Origin of the sequence: Lysobacter soli (assembly GCF_009755585.1) — a bacterium.
Classification (GTDB): Bacteria; Pseudomonadota; Gammaproteobacteria; order Xanthomonadales; family Xanthomonadaceae; genus Lysobacter_J; species Lysobacter_J soli.
Genome location: NZ_CP046603.1, coordinates 1,574,442 through 1,600,401, shown reverse-complemented (window position 1 = coordinate 1,600,401; position 25,960 = coordinate 1,574,442). Strand labels below are relative to the sequence as shown.

Genomic DNA, 25,960 nt, shown 5'->3' with positions numbered 1-25,960 from the left:
CGTGCAGCAGGCTGACGCAGTTACGCGTACTACGCAAGAAACGGAGCCAACAGCCGTTCGCATTCGCGCCCAACGCACCGTTACCTACTTCTTTCAAACGGGAGCTTGGCCCGATTCAAGCTCCACCGAGACCGGATTGAAGATTCCGTATGAGGTCGCTTTCAACGGAACGGTGCAGCGAAGGGTCGAAGGATGGCCGAAACGCATCGTGGGACGAACTCGGTTCTCAATCAGGGCTCCGGAGGGAACTGAGGTTTCGCTCTACCTCAACACCGACTCTCTTCCAGGCGGACGGCAGTTCCCGGTGTACTCCGTTACACCGCAGCACAACGACATCTACGTCAAAGTAACTGAGCGACGAGGCATACAAGCCGCGCGACCGGTTGTCACATTAGACCGATCCGCTGTTGACAAGACCACGGGCGCGATGACTGACTACTACAGCGCTCTCCTCCATGGGGACACGTGGGCAAGCATTTCACGCAAGTACACAGAACAGGAAGCTGCTGATCTAATCCCCGCCGACTGCGACAGCGGAATTCGTTCCGCGATCATGTCGGTGTACCGAGTCCTTACGCAGCCGACGGTTATCGTGAACTGCGCCACCCCCCAGGACCGCACGATAACCATCACGTTCTCTGACGCAGATAACGCAAGGTCGAACATTCGCAACTTCGACAATCTCAGCGACGGCCTTACGCGGATACATCCCATTGGCCTGTTTGCGCTCATGGATGCCGCTCGTCTTGCAGGGGTCGAGACCCTGAACATCACATCGTGCTGGCGGCCACTCCTTGGCTCGATCGCACACCGAGCTGGAATCGGTTTGGACGTTAATCGAATTGGCGACGCGACCGACAGCATTCGCCTCAATCGCGGTGAACTCATTGGCAGCGGCCCAGACCTCCCATGGGTGAGCGAACGCGAACGCCAACTCTTCCGTGCAAGCAGACAAAGTGCGGAGGCGCGGAGGCGCTGGATTGCGGAGATGGAAGCCAACCGCCCCGCCCTCTTCGCCGCATTTCGTCAGCAGCTTCAGGATTCCCCACACGTGCAGCAGCTTTTCGATCCTTGGTACATCGATTCAAACACGCACGACGCCGCCGCCCCGACCCCAAATGACATGGCACCGGGCAATGCCAACACGCACAAAGACCATCTCCACATCACCGTCAATGCGCCAGGAATCCTTTGATGAACAGGCTGGCACTTCTGCTAATCGCCACCTGTCTGATCGGCTGTACAGGTCACGCCAGCACCCTCGCTGGCGAGCATCGCCGCGCGTCCGTGTTCCTTCTGGACCCGACAGACATTCCGGGCACCTATGACTATGGTTCTCTCGACGTCGACCCGTTTCCCTCCGCACCCAAGACCTTCAACTTCTACCTGCATGGCAAGAGCCTGGGTCGGGCACAACTGGTGAGTTCGGCTGATCCGGAGGTCGGTGACGGCATTGTGGCTTCGTTCTCGCCGACGATGGATATCGCAGCAGGAACCCTGATTGCAGACAGCGACATCAATCCCGGCGACAGGTACGAGGCGAGGCCGGCGACACCTGCCGAGCACGCAGAACTGGTCCGAATGGAGGGCTCGATTGGGCGACCCTCGATACCGCCCATGCCCGGAGACGGAGGGCGACGTTCTGAGATGCTCACGATTTTGACCGACCGGTCACGACAGCTTGGGGACGTGGCGATCCACAGCTCCGAAACCTACGCGATGGACTCGAACGGTGAGCCCAGCCTCGCGTCGTTCCTCGGCATCTACGTACGTGCAGCTTCGGGGCAATGGCGCGTTGAGTACACCGAAGGCCACTCCGGTTGCGACGGGTGCGAATCGCAGCCGCGCAGCTGGTCGCTAGTCGGGTTCGGAGACGTTCGCGGGGCGGGCCAGTTGACGTTGCTCTTCACCGAGCTTGCCTACGAAACATGGGGAATGTCGGGGTACGAGTTGAGCCGAACGGGTAAAGGGTCATGGCTTCCGCCGGACTTGAAGCACGAATGACCCACCCGACCTCAGGGATCGCGGCCGAACGCTGACGCCCTTCGCTACGCAACGGCCCGCCGAGCCGAGCCTTGCGTCGTGTCTGAACTCGATCGCGGGACGAGCCCGGATGCGCGTCGCCTAACGGGCTACCGCGCAGCGAACTCAGCCCGGCTCGGGCTCGGGGCCGTGCTGGATGACGAGGGATAAAGCGTCGTCAACGTAGGACGCGGTTCGCTCGAACAGTTCCGACAGCGCGTCAAGCGAGAGGACGACGTAGTCGGTCGGCTCTTTGCGGGCTTCGGTGAGGACCGCCAGCAGGCGCAATTGATCGCGCGTCTGGACCAGCGAGTCGTGGGCGGAACGGGGCAGCAGGTAGCCGCGGAATGCGGCGGGGATGGAACGCGTGTCCTTGCTCATGCGGGGGGTCTCCAGCAAACCAGCCGGGCTTGTGCCGAAGATTCGGCGCAAGGGTGTCGGGAGGTTAGAAGCCGCACTAAGCCGGTGGGCATATTCCCTCTTGCGAGGTGTTGTATTAGCCGCCCTCCCGACGCGGAACTGCACTGCGTCGGATCTCATGCCCGAGCTTCGGACATAAGAAACCCGCCTGTGGGATCGGTGGCGAGTTACCGCTTAGTGCGGAGCTTCTACACTCCGTGAGAGCGAGTGTGCTGACGACGGTGAGCGGCGAGCAATCAGCCTTTGTCTCAGCGCTCCTTCAACCCGCATCGCCTTCGCGCTGTGCGCGCGACAGGAGTTCCAGGTCGTCGTCCTCCTCGGCGAAATGGATGAGGCCGTCCTTCGGAAACCGGATCATCACGCCGGCTTCCAGATACGCCCACTCCGCTTTCGGATAGTCGGCGGCGTACTCGTCGCGATCGATAGAGAACACCACGACCCCACCGCTGTCCTCGCCCAAACGCACGCGGTGGCCGACGCGTACCTCTTGCCCGTCGGGATAGTTCATACGTTCGCGGTGTTGAACACCGTGACATGTGGAGAGTCGTCGAACCCCGGCTGCTTGTCCGACAGATGGATGTGGCTGTAGTCGGCCCCCATCCGGTCCATCTCGTCTGCCGCATGCAGGAGAAACGCGGCGATCTTGCGGGCCTCCTCGGGCGTGGCGACGAACGTTATCTCCGCCAACTCGCGCGGCGCAGCAGGCACTTCATCAAGTTGTTCCTCTGTATAGCCAACTATGCGCATTTGCATATGCCTCGGTTTGGAGCATGGAAGAAGGCGTGATGCAGGGCTATTGGCCAACGACCGACGGGTTCGCACGCGAACCCATCCTACGTGCTTGCAGCCAACAATCCGGCCAGGAGCGCGATCAGCGCCACGCCGAGCGCGATGCCGGGCTCGTTGGGCTTCAAGGTTTTGGTCAAAGTGCGACACCTCACATCAGCGGTGGCCTTCGGCTCGGTCCACACCACAAGCAGCAAGGGCAGACGCAACTGCTACCGAATACTCTTCTGACGGGGCAGAACAGCGACGCGCATCGGCGATCAACTCCCTCTTCAACCGAATATCAACTGCCCGTTCCGCCAGACGAAGAAAGGCTAAAACTGCATCAATCCTTTCGGTACGCCGCTCTACGAGAGCCGGGCGATTCAACTCAAGTATGCGAACCGAAAGCTCACCAAGGTCGCTGGCCGCCTTCGACCTGACAAGAGGCCCAAGAAAAACGAGGTGGTCCTCGGGGTCAACTGAGTATGGATCGAGGACACCATCCAAGTCAGACTTACTTTGATTGCATCGATCACACGCAATCGTCAGATTAGTCCATTCGACGGCAAGCTCGGGGCGCGGCTTCTTTGCAACGATGTGCTCAATATCACCGAACGCAATGTGAAGAATCTTGGCTTCGCAGTAGGCGCACTTGCCGTGCGTTTCCGCCAACAATGCCAACTTGATGTCTTGATGCGCGTACCTTCGTCCAACTGCATCACCAACCTTTGAACCTTCGCCGATTTTTCTCAAAATTTCAGCTGTCCAACCTGCCGCATTATCAACTAGTACCTGAGGCTTCGCCCCTTTAGTCAGCCGAATCATTCGCGAAGCCCTCCTTCGATAACGCGAGGGATCGCCGACCCAAGTCCCAGCGACCTGAGTTCGTCAGATACTGCCCTGTACGACTCAGCTGTGAGTTCGGAACCAGCAACTCTGTCAGCCAACTGCTGAATCCGCTCCTCTACCCAGACGGGAAGCGTCGTCTCTAGACCAAGCACTTCCCTCAGAATGTCATTCGCACTGCTCGCTCGATCCTGCAAATCAAGCTTTGTTGCCACCACACTGTTTGCTGGAGCGAACGCGGGCTCGAAAAATTCTTCTGTGACTTGCGTAACCTCATAGCGCAATGCGTAAACGTTGGAATCACGCTCCGAGGAAATAATGAAAGGGCTGTGGGTCGCAACAATAAACTGCACCCCGGGAAAGGCATCTACTAGTCGCGACATTAGCGTCCGTTGCATTGCGGGGTGCAAGTGATTCTCCGGCTCGTCCATGACAACAACCGGGTCCTTCACCCTCACAGTGAACATATATATCTGCCACGTCAGGTCAATAAGCGCGGCCAAGCCACCTGATGCTGCGTCAATCAAGAACTGCCCGGTCTTTGTAACCATAACTACGTCGGGCGGCCTAATGGCAAGAGTTTCGAAGCCGAGTGATGGTGGAAGGACCTTCTGAAGAATCTCGATGAATCCTGTATAGGCGACTATGAGGTCAGGGCGTCCGTCGAGATACCTATTGCCCTCACCGAACGCAGCCATCGAAATTAGGGCCTCCTTCATCCGGTAGGCAGGCGAAAACCCTGAGTGTCCGCCGTGAAAGCGGTTCATGATCTCTGAAAAGTACGAGCTATAAGCGTCCGAAGGGCTAATAGCGCTAGTCGGAATACTGGCCACCTGTTGGAACCTGGACACCGGACGATGCGACGGAATATTGACGCCTTCGACATGTTGCTGCCCGTCGATTTGCAAGCCGTACTCAATGCCAGAATTACCCGGCACGTATATAGCCCCCGTATTGCCGTTCGCGTATCGAATCGATCCGATTCTGTATCGATCCTGCCCATGCATCATCGATCGGTGCTGTCGCGAGAACAATCCTATGAAGTAAGACAGCACGCCGTCCCTAGTCGGAACGGGTGTTGCCAGGAGGGGGCGATGCCATCCAAAGTGCTGGGAGAAGACGCTCAGAATTGTGGATTTTCCGGCTCCATTGGCTCCGGTCAGCACTGTAAGACGTGGGTGAAGTTCAATATTCACAGCCTTGAACTGTCGCCATCCTTCAATCGTTATCGCCGCAAATCCGTTAATCGCCACGTACAGCCCTCTCTTTTTCAGTAACCGTAGCTACGCGTTACCAGCCGAAACGAACGCCTCATTGCTCTATTAGAGAATGAGCTTCAATGAATAAGGTTGAAAAGCGTGATCCCTCAACCCACCCACAACAACACCCCCACCGCCACCGCATTGTTGAACACATGCAGCGCAATCGCCGGGGCCAGTGAGCCGGTGCGCTTCACCAGCCAGCCGCCGAACAGGCCCATGGCGAAGTAGTAGAGGAAACGCGGCGGGTCGTCGTGCATGGCGGCGAAGCCGAGTGCCTGCAGTGTGTTGGCCCAGCCGAAGCTGATGTGGCGCGACAGGCCGCCCAGCAGCAGGCCGCGGAACACGAACTCTTCAAAGACCGGGCCGATCAGCGCCAGGATCAGCAGCGTCAGCATCGGGCCGCCGAGTTCGGCGCCGCCTTCCACCATCGCGGCGACCATGCGCGTCTGGTTGGTTTCCAGGTTCACGCCCAGCCGCATCTGCACGACGGTCAGCACCCAGCCGATGGCGATCAGCGCACCCCACATCAGCAGCACGATCCACCACGTGCGCAGTGCGGTGCGGTCGCCGAGGAACTGCGGTCGTGTGAGGCCGACCAGCGCCGGCGCGAGGATCAGCAACGCCGTGCCTTCCGCGATGAGGAAGGCGCGGAACATCTGCGCCGAGGCCCCGGCGTTGCCGCTGAGCAGGTCGGCCATCGCCTCGGGCCGCACCAGCATCAACACCACCATCGGGACGATCAACGCGACGGCCGCGCCATACCACGCGCGCTTCAGTCCGATGGCCGAGAACAACGGTTCGCTGGTCTTGCCCTTCAGGCGCCGCGCCAGCCCGCGGTAATGCGCGGGGACCAGCACCAGGCCAGGCACCAGCGCCATGGCCGCCAGGTACGCGAGGCAGATCGCCAGCGCCAGCAGCATCGACGGTTTGACCAGCGTGGTAGGTGCGGCCACCGCCAGCGTCAGGAAGCGGCCGACGTTGGCAAAGAGGTTTTCGGTGTCGGTGATGTCGACGTACCCGGCGGCGCCTGCGAAGTCGCCGATGCCGATGGCGGCGTCGAATTTCACCGCGGTGATGTTCTCGGAAGTGCTGCGGACGTCCTTGAGCACACGACCGGCCGAGGCGAAATCGCCGGCGCGCATGTAGGCACGCGCGCTCGCTTCGGCACCAAACGTCGGAAGGGCGTCCGTGTGCCGTCGCGCTTCAGCCACGGCGATCTTCGTGTCGGGCAACGTCAGGGCGGCCTCGATGCGCTGCTGGGCGTCCCACGGCAGTTCGGCGGGCTCGGCTTTTGCCAGCAGGTCGGCGGCTTCCTTGAAGTGCTTCTGCCCCGACAGGTACGTCACTGCGGCCGCTACACGCGACGCATCGCCCTGGCGCACCGCCATCAGGGCCAGTTCGCCTGCACGGGCGTCGTCGGCGCCTTCCTGCGCAACCGACGTCTTGCTGAGCAGGTCGCGGCGCAACGGCGCCGGCCACTGGTCTGCGGACTTGATAAGGGCCTCGCCCCGCTCCGCCGCGTCCGCGCCCCAGAGCTGGTCCAGCTCGAAAATCTGCACCTGGGGCGCGTCAGGCCAGTGCTCGTGCAGCTGCTGCGCGCACGTCCGGGACGCTTCCACGGCTTCAGGCTTGAAGCTGCCCAATTCGTCGTCGGCGAAATACTGGAGGAATTTGCACCGCGCCAGGGCGATGTCGACATCGTCCGTTGCCCGACTGGCGGCGGTATCGAATGCGGTGAGGGCATCGCGGTACGCGAGATCGCTGGCGCCCTCGACCTGGTCTATCGAACGTTGGGCCCTGTCGTCGGGTGTCCCGGGCGACGGCTCCGTCGCCTGCGCCAGCCCGATGAAAAGTGCAGCAGCGGCACACAGCGCCTGCCATGCCACGCGAGTATCCATACCCATCCCCCATGTCCCCACCCCGAGTTTAGCGACAGGGCGCACAGAAAATGAAGGGTCGGCGGAGGGGTGTTCTGGTGTCCCGTGGACAGGTCGGGGCCACGGTCGGGGCGGGGTTTGCCATGCGTGGCGGGGGCCGGCTGATGGTCTTGTGGGAGTGCCCATGCGTTGCGGGCCTGGGTCCCGGCGTTCGCCGGGATGACGGATCAGAAGCGATGCGCAGGGTGCAGCCCGGGATGACGAATGAAAGCGAAAGCAAGGTGGGTTCCAGCTTTCGCGAAAAGTGCTTCGCGTGGCGAAAAAGCGGCACGCGTGACGCTTGAAGTGCCAGCGTTGGCACTTCGAGCGACAACGTCGGCGCTTGAAGTGCCGGCGATGGCGCTTTTCTGACTCGGGAGCAATGAGAAATGCGCCACGCGTGACGCCTTTTTCGTCACCGTCGGCACTTGAAGCGGCACGGGCGACACTTTGAGTGCCATCAAAGGCGCTTTTTTCGCCACGGGGCAATGAGAAAGGTGGCGCGCGAAGCACTTTGTTCGCCATCGCATGCACTTGAAGCGGCATGCGTGACGCTTTTTCGTCAGCGCAGGCACTTTAAGTGACTCGCGCGGCGGTTTTTCCATCGGCATGAGCCGCTGAAACGCAGCGCGTGGCGGGGAAAGCGAGAGCCATGTGCCCTGCCCGGCCTCGCCTGGGCGTTTGCGGGCGTCGCGCCGAACTTACGTCGGCATGTCCCCGATGCGCAGCGACACCGTCACCAGGCTCGCATCGTCGGGATTGGTGACGACCGAGAACCCCAGCGCCCGGCACATCTCGATCATCGTGCGGTTTTCCTGCAGCACTTCGCCTTCGACCGAGCGCAGGCCGAGCCATCGCGCGTACTCGATCATGATCTGCATCAGCCGCCAGCCCAGGCCGTGGCCCTTCAGGTCCGATCGCACCAGGATGCCGTACTCGCCGCGGTCGTAGTTCGCGTCGGCATGAAGGCGCACGGCGCCAAGCATCTCGCCGGTGGGCGGATCAATGGCGACCAGCGCGATCGATCGCGCGTAGTCGAGCTGCGTTAGCTGCGCGATGAATTCGTGGCTGAAATGCTTCACCGTCTGGAAGAAGCGCATGCGCAGGTCTTCGTCCGACACGCGGCCGAAGAACTCGCGGAACATCGCATCGTCCTCCGGCCGCACCGGCCGCACGAAGGCGGTCGCGCCGTCCGACAGCACGATGTTGCGTTCCCATTCCTTCGGATACGGACGGATCGCCAGCCGCGGATGCCCGCGCCCCTTGTGCAGCCGGCGCGAACGCGACACGCCGATGCGCGCATCCACTGCGATCAGGCCGTCCTTGTCGGCCAGCAGCGGGTTGATGTCGACCTCGCGGATGTCCGGAACGTCGACGACGAGTTGCGCCAGCTTCACCAGCACCAGCGCGACGGCGCGCTCGTCGGCGGCGGGCACGTCGCGATACGCCTTGAGGATCCGCGACACGCGCGTGCGGCCGATCATTTCGTGCGCCAATCGCAGGTCCAGCGGCGGCAGCGCCAGCACCTTGTCGTCGATGACTTCCACCGCCGTACCGCCACGGCCGAACACGATGACGGGCCCGAAGGTTTCGTCGTCCGCGACGCCGGCGATCAGCTCGCGCGCCTTGGTGCGCACGATCATCGGATGCACGGTCACGCCTTCGATGCGCGCATTCGGCCGCGCGTCGCGCGCGCGTTGCAGGATCGACGCGGTCGCCTCGCGCACGGCCTGCTCGCTGGGCAGGTTGAGTCGTACGCCATCGACGTCGGACTTGTGCTCGATGTCGGACGACAGCACTTTCACCGCGACCTGCAATCCTTCCGCGAGCCATTGCGCGGCGACACGCGCGGCTTCATCCGCGCCGCGCGCAAGCGCCACCGGTGTGATCGGAATCCCGTACGCGCCGAGCACGCGCGTGACTTCGATGGGATCGAGCCAGCGGCGGCCGGCCTTGATCGCGCGCTCGACGATGCCGCGCGCCGTTTCCGTATCGACGACGAAATCGTCGGGCAGGCTCGGCGGCGTTTCCATCAGCGTCAGCTTCGCTTCGCGATGGCGCACCAGGTACATGAAGCCGCGCACGGCGTCGGCTTCGGTTGGATAGTTGGGAATGCGCGCGGCATTGAGGCGATCGGCCGCGGCTTCGTCGGCGCCCAGCCACACCGCGAACACCGGCTTCTTCCGCGCCTGCCACGGCAACGACTCGCGCGCCCGTGCGAGCGCGTCGGCGCGACTGTGTGCGTCCATCAGCGCGGTCGGCGTGTTGAGCACGAGCAGTGCATCGTTCGCATCGTCCGTCGCCAGCGCGCGGAACGCGTCGGCGTACGACGCGTGATCGACGTCGCCGTAGAAATCCACCGGATTCGTGCCGGGCCACGCGCTCGATGCGATCGGCTGGAGGTGCGCGCGCGCCTCGTCGGAGATCGACGCCAGCGTGCCGCCCATGTCGAGCAGGCGATCGGCCGCGAGTGCGCCCGTGCCGCGCCCGTTGGCGAAGATCGCCAGCCGTCGTCCAGGCAAGGATTCGACGCGGCTGAGCGCTTCGGCCGCGGAAAACAGCTCGTTCAACGCACGCACGCGCAGCATGCCGGCGCGATGGAACGCGGCCGCGTAGACCGCGTCAGGCGAAGCGAGCGCGGCTGCGTGCGTGTGCGGCGCGACGGCGCGCGGCGCATGGCGGCCGGACTTCACGACCACCACCGGCTTCAACCGTGCGGCGGCGCGCGCGGCCGACATGAACTTGCGCGCGTCGCGGATCGATTCGACGTACAACAGGATCGCGCGGGAATGCCGGTCGCGTGCGAAGTAATCGAGAAGATCGGCGAAATCGACGTCCAGCGCGTCGCCGAGCGAGGCGATGGCCGAAAAGCCGATCTCGCGGCTCACGCCCCATTCGACGAGCGCGGCGGCGATCGCGGCCGATTGCGACACCAGTGCGATGTCGCCCGGCAGCGGCGTGTGCGCGGCGAAGCTCGCGTTGAGCCGCGCATGCGGCGCGATCACGCCCAGGCTGTTGGGCCCGGCCAGGCGCATGCCGTGCGTGCGCGCGATGTCCTGCAGTTCCGCCGCGAGCGAGCCTTCGCCCTGTCCCAGCCCGGTGCTCAGCACGACCGCCGCGGAGGCGCCGTGCTCGGCGGCGGCCTTCGCGTATTTGGGGACCATCGCGGCCGGCGTGGCGATCAGCACCAGTTCCGGCACGAAGGACAGGTCGGCCACGCGCGCGACGGACGCGACACCCTCGATCTCGCGATGCCGCGGATTCACCAGGCCGATGCTGCCGGCGAAACCACCGGCTTGCAGGTTGCGCAGCATCGCGCGACCGATCGAACGCTCGCGCGGGCTGCCGCCGATCACGGCGACGGATGCGGGCGAGAACAGCGATGGAAGGGAATAGGTGCTCATCGGGCGCGTCGCCAGTCCGACATCATGCGCCACCACCATGCACGCGGCCACGTGCAAGTTTCAAGCTGACATCGCATCGTGCGGCACCGCAAATGGAGGCGTGTCCACCGTAACGGAGCCCCCATGCAACACGACGTCACGATCCGCTTCGAAGGTCTGCCCGTGTCCGATGCACTGCGCGAGGACATCCTGCGCCACGCGCACAAGCTGTGGCAGGTCGCACCGCAGCTTCAGTCGTGCGATGTCGCCGTCCGCCATGCCGAACACCGCCACCAGCACGGCAACCGCTACCTCGTCCACGTGCATGCGGTGATGCCCGGCGCGACGTTCGAAGCCGGCCGCACGCCGACGAAGGATCACTCGCACGAGGACGCCTATGTCGCCGTTCGCGATGCGTTCGATGCGATGCAGCGGCAGGTGTCCGAACATGTGCGCAGCGGGCGCGACGGTGGGAAGCGGGCGTTGCTTTCGCGCGATGAGGATGCGGCGTAGCTGCCTCACTTCCCCTCCGTCATCCCGGCGAAAGCCGGGATCCAGGCTCGCAGCGTCCCGAGTTCCTGATCAGCCGGACACAGGGCCCGGAGCCATGCCAGCCTGGGTCCCGGCCTTCGCCGGGATGACGGCTTCAGGCGTGCCCTGCGCTGGACACGGCACGTGACCGCGTCGCCCGCACTTGTTAGCATTTTGACTAACAAACGCCGCCCGGCCGCACCACGCCCGTGTCCGCACCGCCCCGCAAGATCCTCCATGTCGACATGGACGCCTTCTACGCGTCCGTCGAACAGCGCGACGACCCGTCCCTGCGCGGCCGGCCGGTGGTCGTCGCCTGGCGCGGCGCGCGCTCGGTGGTGTGCGCGGCGAGCTACGAGGCGCGCACCTTCGGCGTGCGCTCGGCCATGCCGGCGATCCGCGCCGAGCGCCTGTGCCCGCAGGCGGTGTTCGTCCCGCCGGATTTCACGCGCTACAAGGCGGTGTCGCGGCAGGTGCGCGAGATCTTCGCGCGGCACACCGACCTCATCGAGCCGCTCTCGCTGGACGAGGCCTACCTCGACGTCAGCCAGACCAAGACGGGCCTGCCGACCGCGACCGCTACCGCACAGGCGATCCGCGTGGCGATCCGCGAGGAAACGCAGCTCACCGCGTCCGCCGGCGTCGCCCCGAACAAGTTCCTGGCGAAGATCGCCTCCGACTGGCGCAAGCCCGACGGGCTCTTCGTCGTCCGCCCACACCAGGTCGAGGCGTTTCTGGCGCCTTTGCCCGTCGGCCGATTGCCAGGCGTGGGCAAGGTGATGGAAGCAAAGCTCCAGGAGCTCGGCATCGAAACCGTGGCGCATCTTCGCGAGCTGGGCGCGGCCGAGCTGGAACTGCGCTTCGGCCGCTGGGGCCGTCGGCTGCACGAATTGTCGCTGGGCATCGACCACAACCCGGTGGAACCCGAGCGCCCCACCCTTCAGATTTCGTCCGAAGACACCTTCGAGCGCGACCTGCCGCTGGACGAGTTGGAGCCGCACATCCACCGGCTCGCCGAAAAGACCTGGGAAGGCTACGGCCGCGAACTCGAGCGCGATCCCGAACGCGTTGCGCGCACCATCGTGCTCAAGTTGAAGACCGCCGACTTCCGCATCCTCACGCGCAGCCTCACGCCGACGGAACGGCCGACGAGCCTGGAACAGCTGACGCGTATCGCCTGCGACCTGCGCGCCCGCGTGCCGTTGCCGGCGGATACGCGCTACCGGCTGGTGGGCGTCGGCCTGTCGGGTTTCATCGACCGCGAGGACGTGCCGATCGCACAGAGCGACCTGTTCGAGCGCTATGCGGCCGAGTGAGCCTGCCCTGCAGCCGACTTCAGCGCCGCTCGTTCAAACCCGCCTTGTGCAGTGCCGAAGCCGCCGCCTGCAGCGATGACGATGCCGCGGCATCCAGCCCGCTACGTTGTGCGAAATCGGCAATGTCGACGAACGCGCCGCGCTCGCGCCGACTGCCTAATGCGCGTTCTGCTATCGCGGCATCGATGCCGGGCAAGGCGCGCAGCTGTTCCACTTCGGCCGTATTGAGGTTCACCGCGACTTCGTTCGACGGCAGGCCCGGGGGCTTGATCGGCGTGTGGCCGAGCAGCCAGATGTCCGGGCCCAGCATCGCGCGCATCCGCTTGGGATCCTGCGCCACGGCGGCCTGCAATTGCGTCATCTGCGCACGCGCCTGCTTCAGGCCCGCGACGAACCCGGCCATGTCGCCGATGCGTCCGCGTTCGGCCATCGCCTCGGTCGTGCGCGGTAGCGTGGCGTCCGCGGTCGCGCCATAGGTTGTGTCGAGCACGAGGTTGCGGATGCGCGTGCAATCGGCCGGCACGTCTACGCAGTAGCGATCGACCAGGTCCAGGAACATCGGCGTGTCGGGGTTCATCGTCCAGCCGCGCGCGGTGGCCGCGGCCATCGTGCGGAACAGCTGCGAATAGCGCGACACGATCGCCTCGCGCGAGCCTTCGCCCGGCACGAGCCAGCGATGGAACAGCGTGGCGATGACGCCTTCGGACGACAGCATCTGCTGGCCGTTGCGCAGCCGCGCCATGTCGAAGGCGGTGCTTTCGTTGGCGCGCGACCACGCATCGGCATCGTTGCCCGGCGGGACGAGCTGCTGCTGCACGAAGAGGTTCCGGCGCACGCCGTCGATGCGCCCGGCGCGATCGAGATTGCTCAACCAGAGCGGCACAAAGGGCTTGGCGCCCAGGCCCAGCGTGAGGTCTTCCAGTTTCGGATTGCGCGAATGGCGGCGCACCACGCTCTGGAAATGCGTGGCGAAGCCTTCGTCGAACGCGGTCGGGTAGTCGGTCACGCTCATGCTGCTGTGCGGCGTGCGCGACCAGCCGTACGGCAGGCCCGGCATGAGCCGGCGCAGGAACACGTGCCCCATCTCGTGCGTGAAGATTTCCTCGAAACCGCCGTCGTCGATGATGTCGGCGTCGACGACCAGATCGACGAAGAGTTCGTCGACGAAGCGCTGGCGGCCGTCCTCTTCCAGCCAGAAGCCGCGTCGCGCGAAGCCGCCGTCTTCGGCCGACAGGTACAGCCACGTCGGTGTCGTGGTTTTCGCGCCGGCAATGCGTTGCGCGCTCTCGTCCAGCGCGAGCACGGTGCCGAGGAAACCCTCGCTCGCTTCACGCTGGATCTGCGCGTACAGCGCGCCCGAGGTCACGCGCGTGACGACCGGTGCGGCATGCCCAGCCGCATCCGGTCGGGTTTGCGGCTGGCCGTTCGCGAGCACGGGCGCGAGCACGCCCAGTTCGGCGGCCGCGACAGGCGCCGCCAGCGTGGCCAGTGTGAACAGGGCCGTCCACAGGAGGGATTTCGACATCGGCGGCTCCGAGGCCGACAGGGTCGCCGGCGCGAAGCCACAGGATGAGCCTGGTGTGCACCGCAGCACGCCTGCCATGCGGCCGCCCACCGCCGGCACTTGCCCGCTGGCTCATGCGAGTGCTGGCTGCCCGGCGGACTTACGCCGGCGCGATGCAGCGGTCGAACAGGTCCAGCTTGCGGTCGTATTCCGGCGTGTTCACCTGCATCAGGCCGAGGACCGAGTGGAACAGGTTGTCCTGGCTCGCCGGCGCATGGCTTTCCTGCTTCATGCAATCGATGTCGAGCTTGCGATCGGCCGCGAAGCCCGGCGAGAACCACATCACCATCGGAACGTGCGTCTGCGTGTCCGGGGCGATCGCGTACGGCACGCCGTGCAGGTACAGGCCGTTCTCGCCGAGCGATTCGCCGTGGTCGGACAGGTAGATCATCGCCGTGTCGCGCGAGGACTGCTCGGCGAGGAAACGGATCGTGCGCGCGAGGAAGTCGTCCGTCGCCAGCACCGAGTTGTCGTAGGCGTTGACGATCTGGTCGCGCGTGCAGTCCCCCAGGTCGCCCGTCTCGCACGTGGGCGTGAAGCGGCGAAGACGTTCGGGATAGCGCTTCGCATAGCTGGGTCCGTGGCTGCCGAGCTGATGGAGCACGACGACCTGGTCGCCGGGGCGGCGCGCGATCTCTCCCGCGAGCCCGTGCAGCATCACTTCGTCGAGACAGCCTTCGGCCGTGCACGCCTGCGGATCCCGCGCATGTTCGAACGACTCGAACGACAGCCCTTCGCACACGCCCTTGCAACCGGTCTGGTTGTCGCGCCAAAGCACGCCGATGCCCGCGTGATCGAGCACGTTGAGCAGCGACTGCGTGTGCGCGATGCGGTCCTCGTCGTAATGCGCGCGACCGAACGGCGAGAACATGCACGGCACCGAGACTTCCGTCGCCGAACCGCAGGAGGTCATGTCGGTGAAGTTGATCGGCCCGATATCGCGCAGCTGTGGCGTGGTCTGGCGTGCGTATCCGTTCAGGCCCCAGTTCTGCGCGCGGACGGTTTCGCCCACGACGATGACGAGCAGGCGCGGTTTGGCGCTCGGGTCGCGACCGACGACGTGCGCGTTCACGCCGATGGGCGTCTTCGGACGATGCTGCGCGCCATCGTGCTGCGCCACGCGCACGAGCGAGACGATGTAATTGCCCGGCGTGATGAGGTGCCGGATTTCCTTGTGGTTGCGCATCAGCGCGGACAGGTCCTGGAACGAGGCCATCATCGCGCCGCCCGCCACCAGCAGCGACAGCGCGATGGCGCCCAGCCGCACGAGCACCGCACGGCCCATCGGGCGCTTCTTCAGGCGAACGCGCCACACCATCAGCGTGGGCAGCACGCCGAGCGACAACAACGCCGGCAGCATGCCGACCGACAGCAGTTCGCCCGACTCCTTGCCATCGGTATGCAGGATGTTGCGCAGCATGTCCGCATCGAGATACACCGTGTAGCGGCTCATGAAGTGCGCGGCCATCGCGGTGACGGGGATCAGCACCGTCAGCACGGGACGCACCGTCCAGCGATTGAGCAACAGGCACAGCAGCAGCATGTTGAGCGCGCCGATCATCAGCACCAGGCTGAGTGCGACGCCCCATCCCGACGCGCCCTCGAACGCGCCCGTGCCGCCGACGGCGCGGAAGAAGGCGCCATTGCAGAACACGGTGAAGAAGACGGCGACGTAGAACGCGAGGCGTTCGACCGTCATCTCGGGGCGTATCGCGAGGAGCTGGCGGAACCGGCGCTGCGCTTCGTCGAACGGGCGACGGGAAACGATCGAGCTCATGCCTGCGTTCCCTGCGCGCGGGTGCCCGCCGCGAGTCGGCGCGAACGCACCATGGCCGGCCGGAACACCTGCCACGTCGCTACGGCGACGGTCCAGCAGATCGCCGCCGAGGCGAGGTCGTGCGAGGCGAAATGCGCGCCGCGCAGTTGCTGCGCGATGCCGAAGAGCAGGCCCAGGCCAATGCCCGCGGCCAACCCCGCCCATCGCCAGCGCGGTCGCACCGCGCCGAGGAAGAAATACAGCGACAGCCACGCGTAGCCACCGCCCGCGTGCCCGGCGGGGAAACACGCACCGCGCTGCAGGCCAAGCGGTCGCACGTCCCACAGGCCGACGAAGGGCCGCAGCCCGCCGTAACGCGTGAGGTCCCACGGGCAGTCCATGTTCGACCAGGACTTCACCCACGCCACGCACAGCACCGAAAGCGCGACGGCGACGGCCAGGTACGCCAGCGGCGCGCGAAGCGGCGCCCACTCGACGCGACGTCGCGCGACGAGCCACGCCACCACCACGCCGATCCACAGCGCGATGCCCGCGTAGCGCCCGAACCGGTGGATGAGTGTCTGCGTCACGAATGCATCGCGCAGCACCCACTGCCCGCCCTGGAGCGCGTAAAGGCGATCGGCCAGCCACTGGTCGCCACCGGACCAGCGCATCGCCAGCAGCGCCAGTGCGAAGCCGAGCAGCGGCAGCAGCACGTGCGTGATCGCGAAGCGCACGCCGCCGTGCGGCAGGACGTCCATCGGAAGGTTCTGGATTCGGGGACGTGCGTGCATCGGGATGACGGACGTGGAGGTCGCACTGCGCATGACGGAGCGGATGGCATTCGGTGATCGGAACGCTGCGCATGCTCGCGACGCGGGTGTCGGAATGCGGTCGGATCGGCGCCCTCCGCGCGATGGCGTTCATCGGGCATTTCGCCGAGGCGATCCGGCCGCAATTCCGACGGCATTCCGATGCCGGCAGGCGCACAATGTGCACAGGCGCGTGCGCGCCGCCAGAAGAGGCAGAGACCGCCATGCGCGTGCTGGTCGTCGAGGACAACCACAACCTGGTCGCCAACCTGTTCGAATATTTCGACGCGCGCGGCTACACGCTCGACGCCGCGCCCGACGGACCGACCGGCCTGCATCTGGCGATCACGACGGAGTTCGACGCCATCGTTCTCGACTGGATGCTTCCGCGCATGGACGGCCGCGAAGTGCTCAGCCGCCTGCGCGATGCCGGCCGCGACACACCCGTGCTGATGCTCACCGCGCGTGATGAACTGCCCGACAAGATCGCCGGGTTCCGCGCCGGGGCCGACGACTACCTCACAAAGCCCTTCCACCTGCCCGAACTGGAAGTGCGGCTCGAAGCGCTGGTCGCCCGCGCACGCGGCCGCGGCCGCCACAAGGTGCTGCAGGTGGGCGACCTCAAGCTCGACATGGGCACGCTGGAAGCCACGCGTGCAGGCCATGCGCTGCACCTCTATCCCGCCTGCCGGAAGCTGCTCGAAGTGCTGATGCAGGCCAGCCCCGCCGCCGTCACGCGCGACCGCCTGGAACATGCGCTGTGGGGCGATGATCCACCCGATGGCGACATGCTCCGTTCGCACATCTACGAACTGCGCCGCAGCGTGGATGGGCCATTCGCGACGAAGCTGATCCAGACGCTTCCACGCGTGGGCTATCGCATCGTGGCCGGCGATGTCGCAACGATCGCGAGCGAGGCCATCGAGTGAGCGCCAATCGTTCCGGACTTCGTCGGCGCATCCTGCTCGGTCTGCTCGGCTACGTCGTGGTGCTGACCATTGCCGTGGTCATGCACGGCTTCATCGTGAACGAGCATGCCGAAAGCCTCGTATGGCAGACGCTGCTCGATTCGGAAATGGATCACCTGCTCGAACTTCACGAGCGCGATCCCACCTTCCCCTGGACGAACACCGAAAGCCTCGCGTTCTACGATGGCCACATTCCGGAGGACATGCCGCCGCCGCTGCGAGGCGTTCCGCCGGGCGTCTACGACGAGATCATGATCGACGGCGTGGAGCGCGTCGCGCTGGTGCGCGAAGTCGATGGCCGCCCGCTCGCGCTGGCTTTGGATATCACCGACCTGGAAGAACGCGAGTTCGACATGGGCCTGACGGTCATCGGCTCGGCGGTGACGCTGGTCGGGCTGCTGTGCATCGCGATCGCGTGGAGCGTCAACCGGCTGGTCAAGCCGCTTCGCGACATGGCCCAGTCGATCGCGGCACTTCGGCCCGACCAGGCCGGCCAGCGCATCGCCACGCCCGATACGGCGAGTGCCGAACTGGTGGTCATCGCCGATGCGCTCAACGATTACCTGCAGCGCAACGACCGCTTCGTGGAGCGGGAACGCGTGTTCATCGACAGCGCGAGCCACGAACTGCGAACACCTGTGGCGGTAATCGCGGGCGCCAGCGAGATCGCGCTGCAGCAGCCGCATCTGCCCGAACCTGCGCGCGGGCAACTGTTGCGCATCCAGCGCACCGCGCGCGGCGTGGAAGAACTCGTGTCGTTGCTTCTCGTGCTGGCGAAAGACCCGGCGCGGCTGGCCCGCTCCAGCGACCACGTTGCGCTCGACGAGCTGATTCCGGGCATCGTCGAGGATCACCGCCATCTCACGCGCGACAAGGACCTGCAGCTCGACATCGTCGGGCTGCGGCCGTGCGAGATCGTCGCGCCGTTGCCCATCGTCCAGGTCGCCATCGGCAACCTCCTGCGCAATGCGATCGAGCATAGCGATCGCGGGCGCATCACGATCCGGCTCGAAGCACCGGCGACGGTGATCATCGAAGATCCCGGCCATGGCATGACGCCGGAAGAGATCGCGCAGATCTACGCGCGCGTCGCCCGCGGTGGCGGACGCGATGGCGGCGGCATCGGGCTCGATCTCATCTCGCGGCTGTGCGAACACCTGGGATGGCGACTGGACTTCGCGTCCGACGAAGGCCGCGGAACCACGACCATGCTGCGCATGGCGAGCTGAGTCGCGCGCCTTGTCGCACGCAGCCGGGCTGCGTAGGCTCGGCGTTCGCCATCGGAACCGCACGACATGCACTCGGGCTGGAAGATCGCCGCACTCCTTGCGCTCGCCGCCTTTGCGCTGGGCTCGCTCGTCGTCGGCGCGCCGTATCTCGAAACAGCGCTCCCGGGCGGCCTGCCGCTCGGTAATGCGCTGGCCGCGTTCGGGCTGTGCGCGATCGCGGCATGTGGTGCGTCGATCGCGCGTCGAGGCCTGGTGCGCAGGCTTTCGCTCGTCACGCTGCTGATGGCGATCGCGTGGCTGCCGGTGTCGGTTGCGATGGCCGGCAACCTCGCGCTGGTGTTTTCCGGCGCGCGCGGCGATGCATGGATCGCGTGGAGCGCGGGCGTGGCGATCGCAGCAGTCGCATCTCTGGCGCTCGCGGTCGTGCAGCGGATCGTGCTCGCTGCCTGGCCGCACGTTGGCGTTTCGCCACGGGAACGGTGAGTCGCGGGCGCGTCCCCGGATAGCCCGGTCGGCCTGTCACAGCGCATGCCTCTCGTCCGTCCTTGTACATGAAGCGGCCACCGCGGCCGCCAACATGAGAGACGACGACATGAACGCTGCCACCGAACTCGATTACACCGCCCTCGCGCCCAGCGCCTTCCAGCACCTGCTCCAGCTCAGCACCGGCCTGCACAAGGGCCCGCTCGGCGCGAAGCTGGTCGAATGGGTGTCGCTGCGCGTCTCGCAGATCAACGGCTGCGTGTTCTGCCTGGACATGCATTCGACGATGCTGCGCAAGGCCGGCGAAAGCCAGCGCAAGCTCGACACCCTCGCCGCCTGGCGCGAAAGCCCGCTGTTCGATGCCCGCGAGCGCGCGGCGCTGGCGTGGGCCGAAACCCTCAACGCCCTCGGCGCGGCACAGGTGCCGCACGATGCGCTGGAGCAGGTGCGCGAGCAGTTCGACCAGCGCGAAGTGGCCGAGCTGACCTTCGCGGTCGCGGCGATCCGCGCCTGGAACGTGCTCAACATCGGCCTGCGCAAGCCGCTGCCGGAAGCGTGAAGCGTCACAGCGCCGCGGAACCTCTCCCGTTCCCGGGAGAGGTTCGCTCGCGCGATCTCACGCCATCAGGTGGCGCAGCTTGTCGGGATTGAGCACCGACAGCACCTGCACGATGCGGCCGTTCTCGTCGATGCCGATCGTGCTGATCGAATGCAGCTTTCCTTCGTGGAAGCGCAACAGCGCGGGCTCGCCGTTGACGTGGCCGATGCGGACTTCCTTTGCACCAGTCGTGCGGCGCGCAACGGCCCAGTAGAGGTCGGCGATGCGCCGTGCGCCTTCCAGTGGACGGATCACCGCCGTGACCTTGCCGCCACCGTCGGAGATGAGGCGCGCGTCGGCCGCCAGCAACGCCATGATCGAATCGCGATCGCCGCGCTGCATCGCGTGCATGAAGCGCTCCAGCAGGCGACGGTGCGTGTCGGGCTCGACGGCGAATCGCGGGCGATCGCGCTGCACGCGCGTGCGGGCGCGGCTCACCATCTGCCGGCAATTGGCTTCGGTATGGCCCAGCAATTCGGCGATCTGTGCGTAGTCGTAATCGAAGACGTCCTTCAGCAGGAACGCAGCACGCTCTTCGGGCCCCAGCTTTTCCAGCACCGCGAGGAACGCCAGCGACACCTGCCCCGCCACGTCCGCCTGCTGCTCGGGGCCGGGCGAATCGTCGGCGGTCAGCGGCTCCGGCAGCCACGGGCCCGGGTACACCTCGCGCTCGTTGCGCGCCAGGCGCAGGCGATCGATGCCAAGGCGCGTGGTGGTGGTCACCAGCCAGCCTTCGAGGTCGCGGATCGTCGCGCGATCGGCTTGGTGCCAGCGCAGCCAGGCGTCCTGCACGACCTCCTCGGCGTCGCTGCGACTTCCGAGCAATCGATAGGCCAGCGCCATCAGGCGCGGACGATGGGTTTCGAAATCGCTGTTCACTGCGGTGCACATGGGAAGGTCTCGAGCGGTGCCTGCTCCCAGGACGGGCGGGCAGGCAGGTTCGTGACACTTCGGTTCAGTCGTCCTTCTGCTCGGGAACAGTGAGCACGAAGCAGTGGCGGCCACGTGGATGGCGCCACTGGCGTTCCGCGTACACGGCGGCGTCCGCAATGGCGGCGCTGTCGGTCACGAAGGTCGCGCACAGCTGGTATCGACGCGCATTGACGACCTGGTACTCGTACGGCTGCGCATCGAACGGGTCCGCCAGGTTCACCCGCGCGCCGGGCTGCTGCGACAGCTCGAACAGCGTCGAGGGCAGCTCGCCCGTCCTGCGGGTCCAGCCCTCGATTTCCGCCTTCAGTGCGGTGAGGTCCTCGATGCGCCGCTGGTCCTGCCGCGCCTGGCGGGCTTCCATCGGCGTGCGCATCACGAAGAATGCCGCCACCAGCGCCGCCAGCACCGCGACGCCCGCGCCGATCAACCAGCCCCGTCCCGACCACATGCGGCCGGGGCCGGCGCCTTCCTCGCGTCGCAGGTCCTGCAGGTAGTAGCCGAAGACGCTGCCGGCGAGCACGCCGACCACGACGACCTTCAGCACGAAACGCGTCGTCAGCTCGCCGCCGAGCAGGTTGAACACGAGCGTGGTGAGATCGCCGATGAGCACCGCCGCGGCGACGAACAGGGTCAGGTAGGTGAGCCAGCGCCGCACCGGCGACAGGCGCTTGATCGGATCGCGCGCGACGTCGCGTCCGACGAACCACGACACGAACGCGAACACCGGAAACGCGATGATCAGCGCCGCGCACGACCAGCGAAGCGAGCTGTCGAAGCTGCGCCACGCGTAGTTCGGGTCGGCCGCGTCGGGCCAGGCGATGTTGATCAGGTCGAACAGCAGGCTGCCCAGATGCCAGGTCGCGAAGTACAGCGACGCGAACATCACCAGGTACAGGAACGCCTCGCGCGCCGACAGCGACGCACGCGGTCGCGGAACAGGCACGGCGAAGGGCACGTCGGCATACGCATCGATGACGCCGCGCGTCTGCTCGTCGCGCCATCCCGCGTCGGACAGCGCCTTTGCGATCGACGCCTTCGACTCCCCACGCAACAGCGCTTCGTGGACGAAACGCTCCAGTTCCTGCGATCCCGACGCCATGCGGTTCCCTCCCGTTGGATGCGGGCAGCCTAGCAGGCGTCGATCCGCATCCGGAATCGCAAGCCCGGCACCGTGCCGCACCACGAAAGCCGCGCAAAGAAAAAGCGGGCCGAAGCCCGCTTTTTCGTACGTCCGGCGAAATCGCCGAAGGATCGAACGCCCGGCTTACTCGGCCGGAACGCCCTCGCCTTCCTCGACGGCTTTCATCGACAGGCGGATGCGGCCCTGCTTGTCGACTTCCAGCACCTTCACCTTGACCGTGTCGCCTTCCTTCAGCTTGTCGGAGACCTTCTCCACGCGCTCGCTCGAGATCTGCGAGACGTGCACCAGGCCGTCCTTGCCCGGCAGGATCGTCACGAACGCACCGAAGTCCATGATCTTGGCGACCTTGCCTTCGTAGATGCGGCCCGGCTCGACGTCGGAGGTGATCTGCTCGATGCGCGCCTTGGCGGCCTGCGCAGCGGCGGCATTCACCGACGCGATGACGATGGTGCCGTCGTCCTGGATGTCGATCTGCGTGCCGGTTTCCTTGGTGATCGCCTGGATGGTCGAACCGCCCTTGCCGATCACTTCGCGGATCTTGTCCGGGTGGATCTTCATCGTCAGCAGGCGCGGCGCGTACTCGCTCAGCTCGCTGCGCGGCGCGGTGATGGCCTTGGCCATCTCGCCGAGGATGTGCAGGCGGCCTTCCTTCGCCTGGGCGAGGGCGACCTTCATGATCTCTTCGGTGATGCCCTGGATCTTGATGTCCATCTGCAGGGCGCTGATGCCTTCCTGCGAACCGGCCACCTTGAAGTCCATGTCGCCCAGGTGGTCTTCGTCACCCAGGATGTCCGACAGCACGACGAAGCGGTCGTCTTCCTTCACCAGGCCCATCGCGATGCCCGCGACCGGCGACTTCACCGGCACGCCGGCGTCCATCAGCGCGAGCGAGGAACCGCAGACCGAGGCCATCGACGAGGAACCGTTCGATTCGGTGATTTCCGACACGACGCGGATCGTGTACGGGAACTCTTCCAGCGTCGGCATCGTGGCGAGCACACCGCGCTTGGCGAGGCGGCCGTGGCCGATCTCGCGACGCTTCGGCGCGCCGAAGCGGCCGGTCTCGCCCACCGAGTACGGCGGGAAGTTGTAATGGAACAGGAAGTTTTCCTTGTACTCGCCCGAGACGGCATCGATGATCTGGCCGTCGCGCGCGGTGCCCAGCGTGGTGACCACGATGGCCTGCGTCTCGCCGCGGGTGAACAGCGCCGAGCCGTGGGTACGCGGCAGCACGCCGGTCTTGCATTCGATCGGACGCACGGTGGTCAGGTCGCGACCGTCGATGCGGATCTTGGTGTCGAGCACCGAGTCGCGCATGGTGCGGTATTCAAGATCGCCGAACTCCTTGGCGTACTCGCCAGCCGTCCAGCCCGAAGCTTCGGCGCGGCCCGACAGCTGTTCCCAGGTGTCCTTGCGGATGGCCGAGATGGCGTCGCGGCGCTCGGCCTTGTTGCGGATCTGGTAGGCCTGCTTCAGCGAAGCGCCGGCCGATTCGACGATGGCAGCGATCAGCGCGTCGTTCTTCGCCGGGGCAACCCAGGTCGACGGCTTGGTGCCGGCTTCCACGGTCAGCTCGTTGATGGCGTTGATGACCTTCTGCATCTCGCGGTGACCGAACATCACCGCGCCGAGCATCACGTCTTCCGACAGCATCTTCGCTTCGGATTCGACCATCAGCACGGCGTTGGACGTACCCGCTACGACCAGCTCAAGGTCCGAGTCGGCCAGCTGCGTGGCGGTCGGGTTGAGGATGTACTGGCCGTTCTTGTAACCGACCTTGGCGGCACCGATCGGGCCCTGGAACGGCGTGCCGGCCAGCGCCAGCGCGGCCGAGGCGCCGATCAGCGCCGGAATGTCGCCGTCGATTTCCGGATTCAGCGACATCACCGTCGCGATGATCTGGACTTCGTTCTTGTATTCCTCGGGGAACAGCGGGCGGATCGGGCGGTCGATGAGACGCGAGATCAGCGTTTCCTTCTCGGTCGGACGGCCTTCGCGCTTGAAGAAGCCACCCGGGATGCGGCCACCGGCGTAGAACTTCTCCTGGTAGTCCACCGTGAGCGGGAAGAAGTCCTGCCCTTCGCGCGCGCTCTTGGCGGCGACGGCAGACACCAGCACGACGGTGTCGTCCATCTTGACGATGACGGCGCCGCTAGCCTGGCGAGCAATTTCGCCGGTCTCCAGCGTCACCTGGTGATCGCCGTACTGGAAGGTCTTGGTGATTTTTGCCACGTTGGGTTCCTATCGTTTCTGATGCGTTCCGGTCGAGGCCCCTGCCCCGCTCCGGTCGACCGCCCTGGCGGTGCGTGTTCGGATGTGGTGTTGCGTGGATGCGCCGGGCGCGTCCGGGTGGTGCGCGGTGGAGACCGTGTGCGCCTTGCGCGGGTCCACCGGTACTGCGATGAGGCGAGTGCACCTCAAAAACGAACCGCGGCGCATCGCTGCGCCGCGGTCGGTAGTGCGTTTAGCGGCGCAGACCGAGTTTCTCGATCAGGGCCTTGTAGCGCTCGTTGTCCTTGCGCTTGAGGTAGTCGAGCAGGCTGCGGCGACGGTTGACCATCTGCAGCAGGCCGCGACGGCTGTGGTGGTCCTGCTTGTGGACCTTGAAGTGGCCGGTCAGCTGCTCGATGCGAGCGGTGAGCAGGGCGACCTGGACTTCCGGCGAGCCGGTGTCGTTGGCGCCGCGCTTGTTGTCTTCGATGATCTTGCTGGTGTCGATGGACATCGGGTTGTTGCCTCGTAGATGCGTGGCCTGCAGAAAGCGAATCGACCGGAATGAACCGCGCCGACGCACCGCCTGGCCCGCCGTTTGCTGGTGGAATGTTGCGAAGGGGTACTGCTTAGGTGCTTGAAAAGCGGCGAAATTGTAACAGCAGCCCTACGCGAATGCGACCGCCGTGATGCGTGAAGATCGGGCGCGCCGATACGGGAGCCCGTTCACACGGCGGACGAGGCCGCCTGTTCAGCCCCGCTCTGGGCCGCCCATCGGAACAGCCGCTGCGGCGCCAGCCGCGTGCCCGTCCGCTGGCCGAGACCCAGGCAGCGGCCTTCCGGACCAAAGATGGCGACCAGTCCGTCGGCCGCCGGCGCGCAATCCACGCCTTGCCCCTGCCCGAGCCGGCGCGCCGCAGTGGCGTCCACATCGACCCGCGGGAACTGCGACAGACCGGCCTCGATCGGCAGCAGCAAGTCCTCGATCGCCGCTTCGCCGTCGGATTCGCGCATCGCACGCAGGGCGTCGAGCGTAATCATGCGCGGGGCACGGAACGGATCGACCCAGAGCCGGCGGAGCGTGGCGACGTGCGCGCCGCATCCGAGCGCCTCGCCAAGGTCGCGGACCAGGCTGCGCACGTAGGTGCCCGAGCCGCATTCGACGTGAAGGCGCAGGCGCGGCCCGTCGCGCTCGATCAGCTCGAAACGATGCACGACAACGTCGCGCTCCGGCGCCTCGATGGCTTCGCCACGGCGCGCCTTGGCATAGAGCGGCTCGCCGCCCTGTTTCAGCGCCGAATAGATCGGAGCGCGCTGGCGGATCGGGCCGCGCAGCGGCGCCAGTGCGGCTTCGATGGCGGCATCGTCCAGCGCGCGGACGGGGCGTTCGAGCAGCGGCGCGCCGTCGGCGTCATCGCTGTCGGTCGTGAGACCGAGCACCGCCGTGGTTTCGTAGGCCTTGGCCGAACCGAGCAGAAGGCCGGCGATCTTCGTCGCCTCGCCGAAGCACAGCGGCAATAGTCCGGTCGCCAGCGGATCCAGGCTGCCCGTGTGGCCGCCCTTCTCGGCGCGGAACAGGTGGCGCGCCTGCTGCAGGGCCTGGTTGGAGCTCAGCCCCTGCGGCTTGTCGAGCAGCAGGATGCCGTCGAGCGGGCGGAAGCGCGTCTTGGCTTTCGTCATGGATCGTCCGCAGAAGGTCCGCAGGTCGCAGCGGGGTCGAGTTCGTCCGCCGAAAGGCGGGACGAGGCCCAGGCTCCCCGTGGCGAATCCTGCGTGGATCTCCGGGGTCAGGGCAACAAGT

Annotated in this window: 24 protein-coding genes; 8 read left to right on the top strand and 16 right to left on the bottom strand. The window is 65.8% G+C overall.

Going from position 1 to position 25,960, the window contains the following annotated elements; genetic code table 11:
• Position 1 precedes the first annotated feature (1 nt).
• Both GOY17_RS07305 and GOY17_RS07300 read left to right on the top strand, forming a co-directional pair.
• Positions 2-1,195 carry a hypothetical protein gene (locus tag GOY17_RS07305; protein ID WP_157029876.1) on the top strand — a complete coding sequence of 398 codons (1,194 nt, stop codon included), beginning with the start codon at positions 2-4 and terminating at the stop codon, positions 1,193-1,195.
• Positions 1,195-2,004 carry a hypothetical protein gene (locus GOY17_RS07300; protein WP_157029875.1) on the top strand — a complete coding sequence of 270 codons (810 nt, stop codon included), beginning with the start codon at positions 1,195-1,197 and terminating at the stop codon, positions 2,002-2,004. Before GOY17_RS07305 ends, GOY17_RS07300 begins: the two co-directional genes overlap by 1 nt.
• 144 nt (positions 2,005-2,148) lie before the next feature.
• Here GOY17_RS07300 and GOY17_RS07295 read toward each other — a convergent pair whose 3' ends face one another.
• The 8 genes from GOY17_RS07295 to GOY17_RS07265 all read right to left on the bottom strand — a co-directional run bounded on the left by GOY17_RS07295 (position 2,149) and on the right by GOY17_RS07265 (position 10,638).
• Positions 2,149-2,403 carry an XAC0095 family protein gene (locus GOY17_RS07295; RefSeq protein WP_157029874.1) on the bottom strand — a complete coding sequence of 85 codons (255 nt, stop codon included), beginning with the start codon at positions 2,401-2,403 and terminating at the stop codon, positions 2,149-2,151.
• A gap of 298 nt (positions 2,404-2,701) precedes the next feature.
• Positions 2,702-2,950: a hypothetical protein gene (locus tag GOY17_RS07290; protein WP_157029873.1), complete on the bottom strand. Its 249-nt coding sequence runs from the start codon at positions 2,948-2,950 to the stop codon at positions 2,702-2,704.
• On the bottom strand, positions 2,947-3,195 hold the full coding sequence (locus tag GOY17_RS07285) for an Imm32 family immunity protein (protein WP_157029872.1): 249 nt from the start codon (positions 3,193-3,195) through the stop codon (positions 2,947-2,949). The genes GOY17_RS07290 and GOY17_RS07285 overlap by 4 nt, the downstream gene beginning before the upstream one ends.
• A 189-nt stretch (positions 3,196-3,384) precedes the next feature.
• Positions 3,385-4,035 (bottom strand): HNH endonuclease, encoded by a 651-nt coding sequence (locus GOY17_RS07280; RefSeq protein WP_157029871.1) that lies wholly within the window; start codon positions 4,033-4,035, stop codon positions 3,385-3,387.
• Complete coding sequence (locus tag GOY17_RS07275) at positions 4,032-5,309, bottom strand: AAA family ATPase (protein ID WP_157029870.1); 1,278 nt, start codon at positions 5,307-5,309, stop codon at positions 4,032-4,034. Before GOY17_RS07275 ends, GOY17_RS07280 begins: the two co-directional genes overlap by 4 nt.
• A gap of 113 nt (positions 5,310-5,422) precedes the next feature.
• The gene (locus GOY17_RS07270) at positions 5,423-7,204 is read right to left on the bottom strand and encodes a CPBP family intramembrane glutamic endopeptidase (protein WP_198173848.1); all 1,782 of its coding nucleotides are present in this window, start codon (positions 7,202-7,204) and stop codon (positions 5,423-5,425) included.
• Between the two features lie 218 nt (positions 7,205-7,422).
• A complete protein-coding gene (locus GOY17_RS18760) occupies positions 7,423-7,839 on the bottom strand; it encodes a hypothetical protein (RefSeq protein ID WP_198173847.1) in 417 nt (138 codons plus the stop codon).
• Between the two features lie 96 nt (positions 7,840-7,935).
• The gene (locus GOY17_RS07265) at positions 7,936-10,638 is read right to left on the bottom strand and encodes a bifunctional acetate--CoA ligase family protein/GNAT family N-acetyltransferase (RefSeq protein ID WP_157029868.1); all 2,703 of its coding nucleotides are present in this window, start codon (positions 10,636-10,638) and stop codon (positions 7,936-7,938) included.
• A 123-nt stretch (positions 10,639-10,761) separates the two neighbouring features.
• Between GOY17_RS07265 and GOY17_RS07260 the strand changes: the two genes are divergently transcribed.
• Positions 10,762-11,130 (top strand): HPF/RaiA family ribosome-associated protein, encoded by a 369-nt coding sequence (locus tag GOY17_RS07260; RefSeq protein WP_157029867.1) that lies wholly within the window; start codon positions 10,762-10,764, stop codon positions 11,128-11,130.
• Between the two features lie 263 nt (positions 11,131-11,393).
• A complete protein-coding gene (gene dinB, locus GOY17_RS07255; protein WP_232338592.1) occupies positions 11,394-12,464 on the top strand; it encodes a DNA polymerase IV in 1,071 nt (356 codons plus the stop codon).
• Between the two features lie 19 nt (positions 12,465-12,483).
• Here the strand turns inward: dinB and GOY17_RS07250 are convergent, their stop codons facing one another.
• The 3 genes from GOY17_RS07250 to GOY17_RS07240 form a co-directional block, all read right to left on the bottom strand.
• Positions 12,484-13,989 (bottom strand): ComEA family DNA-binding protein, encoded by a 1,506-nt coding sequence (locus GOY17_RS07250; RefSeq protein ID WP_198173846.1) that lies wholly within the window; start codon positions 13,987-13,989, stop codon positions 12,484-12,486.
• A gap of 139 nt (positions 13,990-14,128) precedes the next feature.
• A complete protein-coding gene (locus GOY17_RS07245; protein ID WP_157029864.1) occupies positions 14,129-15,805 on the bottom strand; it encodes a phosphoethanolamine transferase in 1,677 nt (558 codons plus the stop codon).
• The gene (locus GOY17_RS07240) at positions 15,802-16,545 is read right to left on the bottom strand and encodes a phosphatase PAP2 family protein (protein WP_198173845.1); all 744 of its coding nucleotides are present in this window, start codon (positions 16,543-16,545) and stop codon (positions 15,802-15,804) included. Before GOY17_RS07240 ends, GOY17_RS07245 begins: the two co-directional genes overlap by 4 nt.
• Before the next feature lie 275 nt (positions 16,546-16,820).
• On the opposite strand from GOY17_RS07240, the gene GOY17_RS07235 reads away from it, so the two are divergent.
• From GOY17_RS07235 to GOY17_RS07220, 4 genes are all read left to right on the top strand, one after another.
• Entirely contained in the window at positions 16,821-17,525 is a 705-nt protein-coding gene (locus GOY17_RS07235) for a response regulator transcription factor (RefSeq protein ID WP_115841012.1), read from the top strand.
• On the top strand, positions 17,522-18,793 hold the full coding sequence (locus GOY17_RS07230; protein ID WP_232338549.1) for a sensor histidine kinase: 1,272 nt from the start codon (positions 17,522-17,524) through the stop codon (positions 18,791-18,793). The genes GOY17_RS07235 and GOY17_RS07230 overlap by 4 nt, the downstream gene beginning before the upstream one ends.
• A gap of 66 nt (positions 18,794-18,859) precedes the next feature.
• Positions 18,860-19,276, top strand: coding sequence for a hypothetical protein (locus GOY17_RS07225; protein ID WP_157029862.1), 417 nt, complete (start codon positions 18,860-18,862; stop codon positions 19,274-19,276).
• 109 nt (positions 19,277-19,385) lie between these two features.
• A complete protein-coding gene (locus GOY17_RS07220; RefSeq protein WP_157029861.1) occupies positions 19,386-19,835 on the top strand; it encodes a carboxymuconolactone decarboxylase family protein in 450 nt (149 codons plus the stop codon).
• 57 nt (positions 19,836-19,892) lie between these two features.
• On the opposite strand, the gene GOY17_RS07215 is transcribed toward GOY17_RS07220, so the two are convergent.
• The 5 genes from GOY17_RS07215 to truB all read right to left on the bottom strand — a co-directional run bounded on the left by GOY17_RS07215 (position 19,893) and on the right by truB (position 25,839).
• On the bottom strand, positions 19,893-20,765 hold the full coding sequence (locus tag GOY17_RS07215; RefSeq protein ID WP_425482292.1) for an RNA polymerase sigma-70 factor: 873 nt from the start codon (positions 20,763-20,765) through the stop codon (positions 19,893-19,895).
• A gap of 64 nt (positions 20,766-20,829) precedes the next feature.
• Positions 20,830-21,906 carry a DUF5671 domain-containing protein gene (locus GOY17_RS07210; protein ID WP_157029860.1) on the bottom strand — a complete coding sequence of 359 codons (1,077 nt, stop codon included), beginning with the start codon at positions 21,904-21,906 and terminating at the stop codon, positions 20,830-20,832.
• A gap of 165 nt (positions 21,907-22,071) precedes the next feature.
• Positions 22,072-24,180 (bottom strand): polyribonucleotide nucleotidyltransferase, encoded by a 2,109-nt coding sequence (gene pnp / locus GOY17_RS07205; protein WP_115840656.1) that lies wholly within the window; start codon positions 24,178-24,180, stop codon positions 22,072-22,074.
• Between the two features lie 232 nt (positions 24,181-24,412).
• Entirely contained in the window at positions 24,413-24,673 is a 261-nt protein-coding gene (gene rpsO, locus GOY17_RS07200) for a 30S ribosomal protein S15 (RefSeq protein WP_115840657.1), read from the bottom strand.
• A gap of 212 nt (positions 24,674-24,885) precedes the next feature.
• Positions 24,886-25,839: a tRNA pseudouridine(55) synthase TruB gene (gene truB, locus GOY17_RS07195; protein WP_157029859.1), complete on the bottom strand. Its 954-nt coding sequence runs from the start codon at positions 25,837-25,839 to the stop codon at positions 24,886-24,888.
• Between the last annotated feature and the right edge of the window lie 121 nt (positions 25,840-25,960).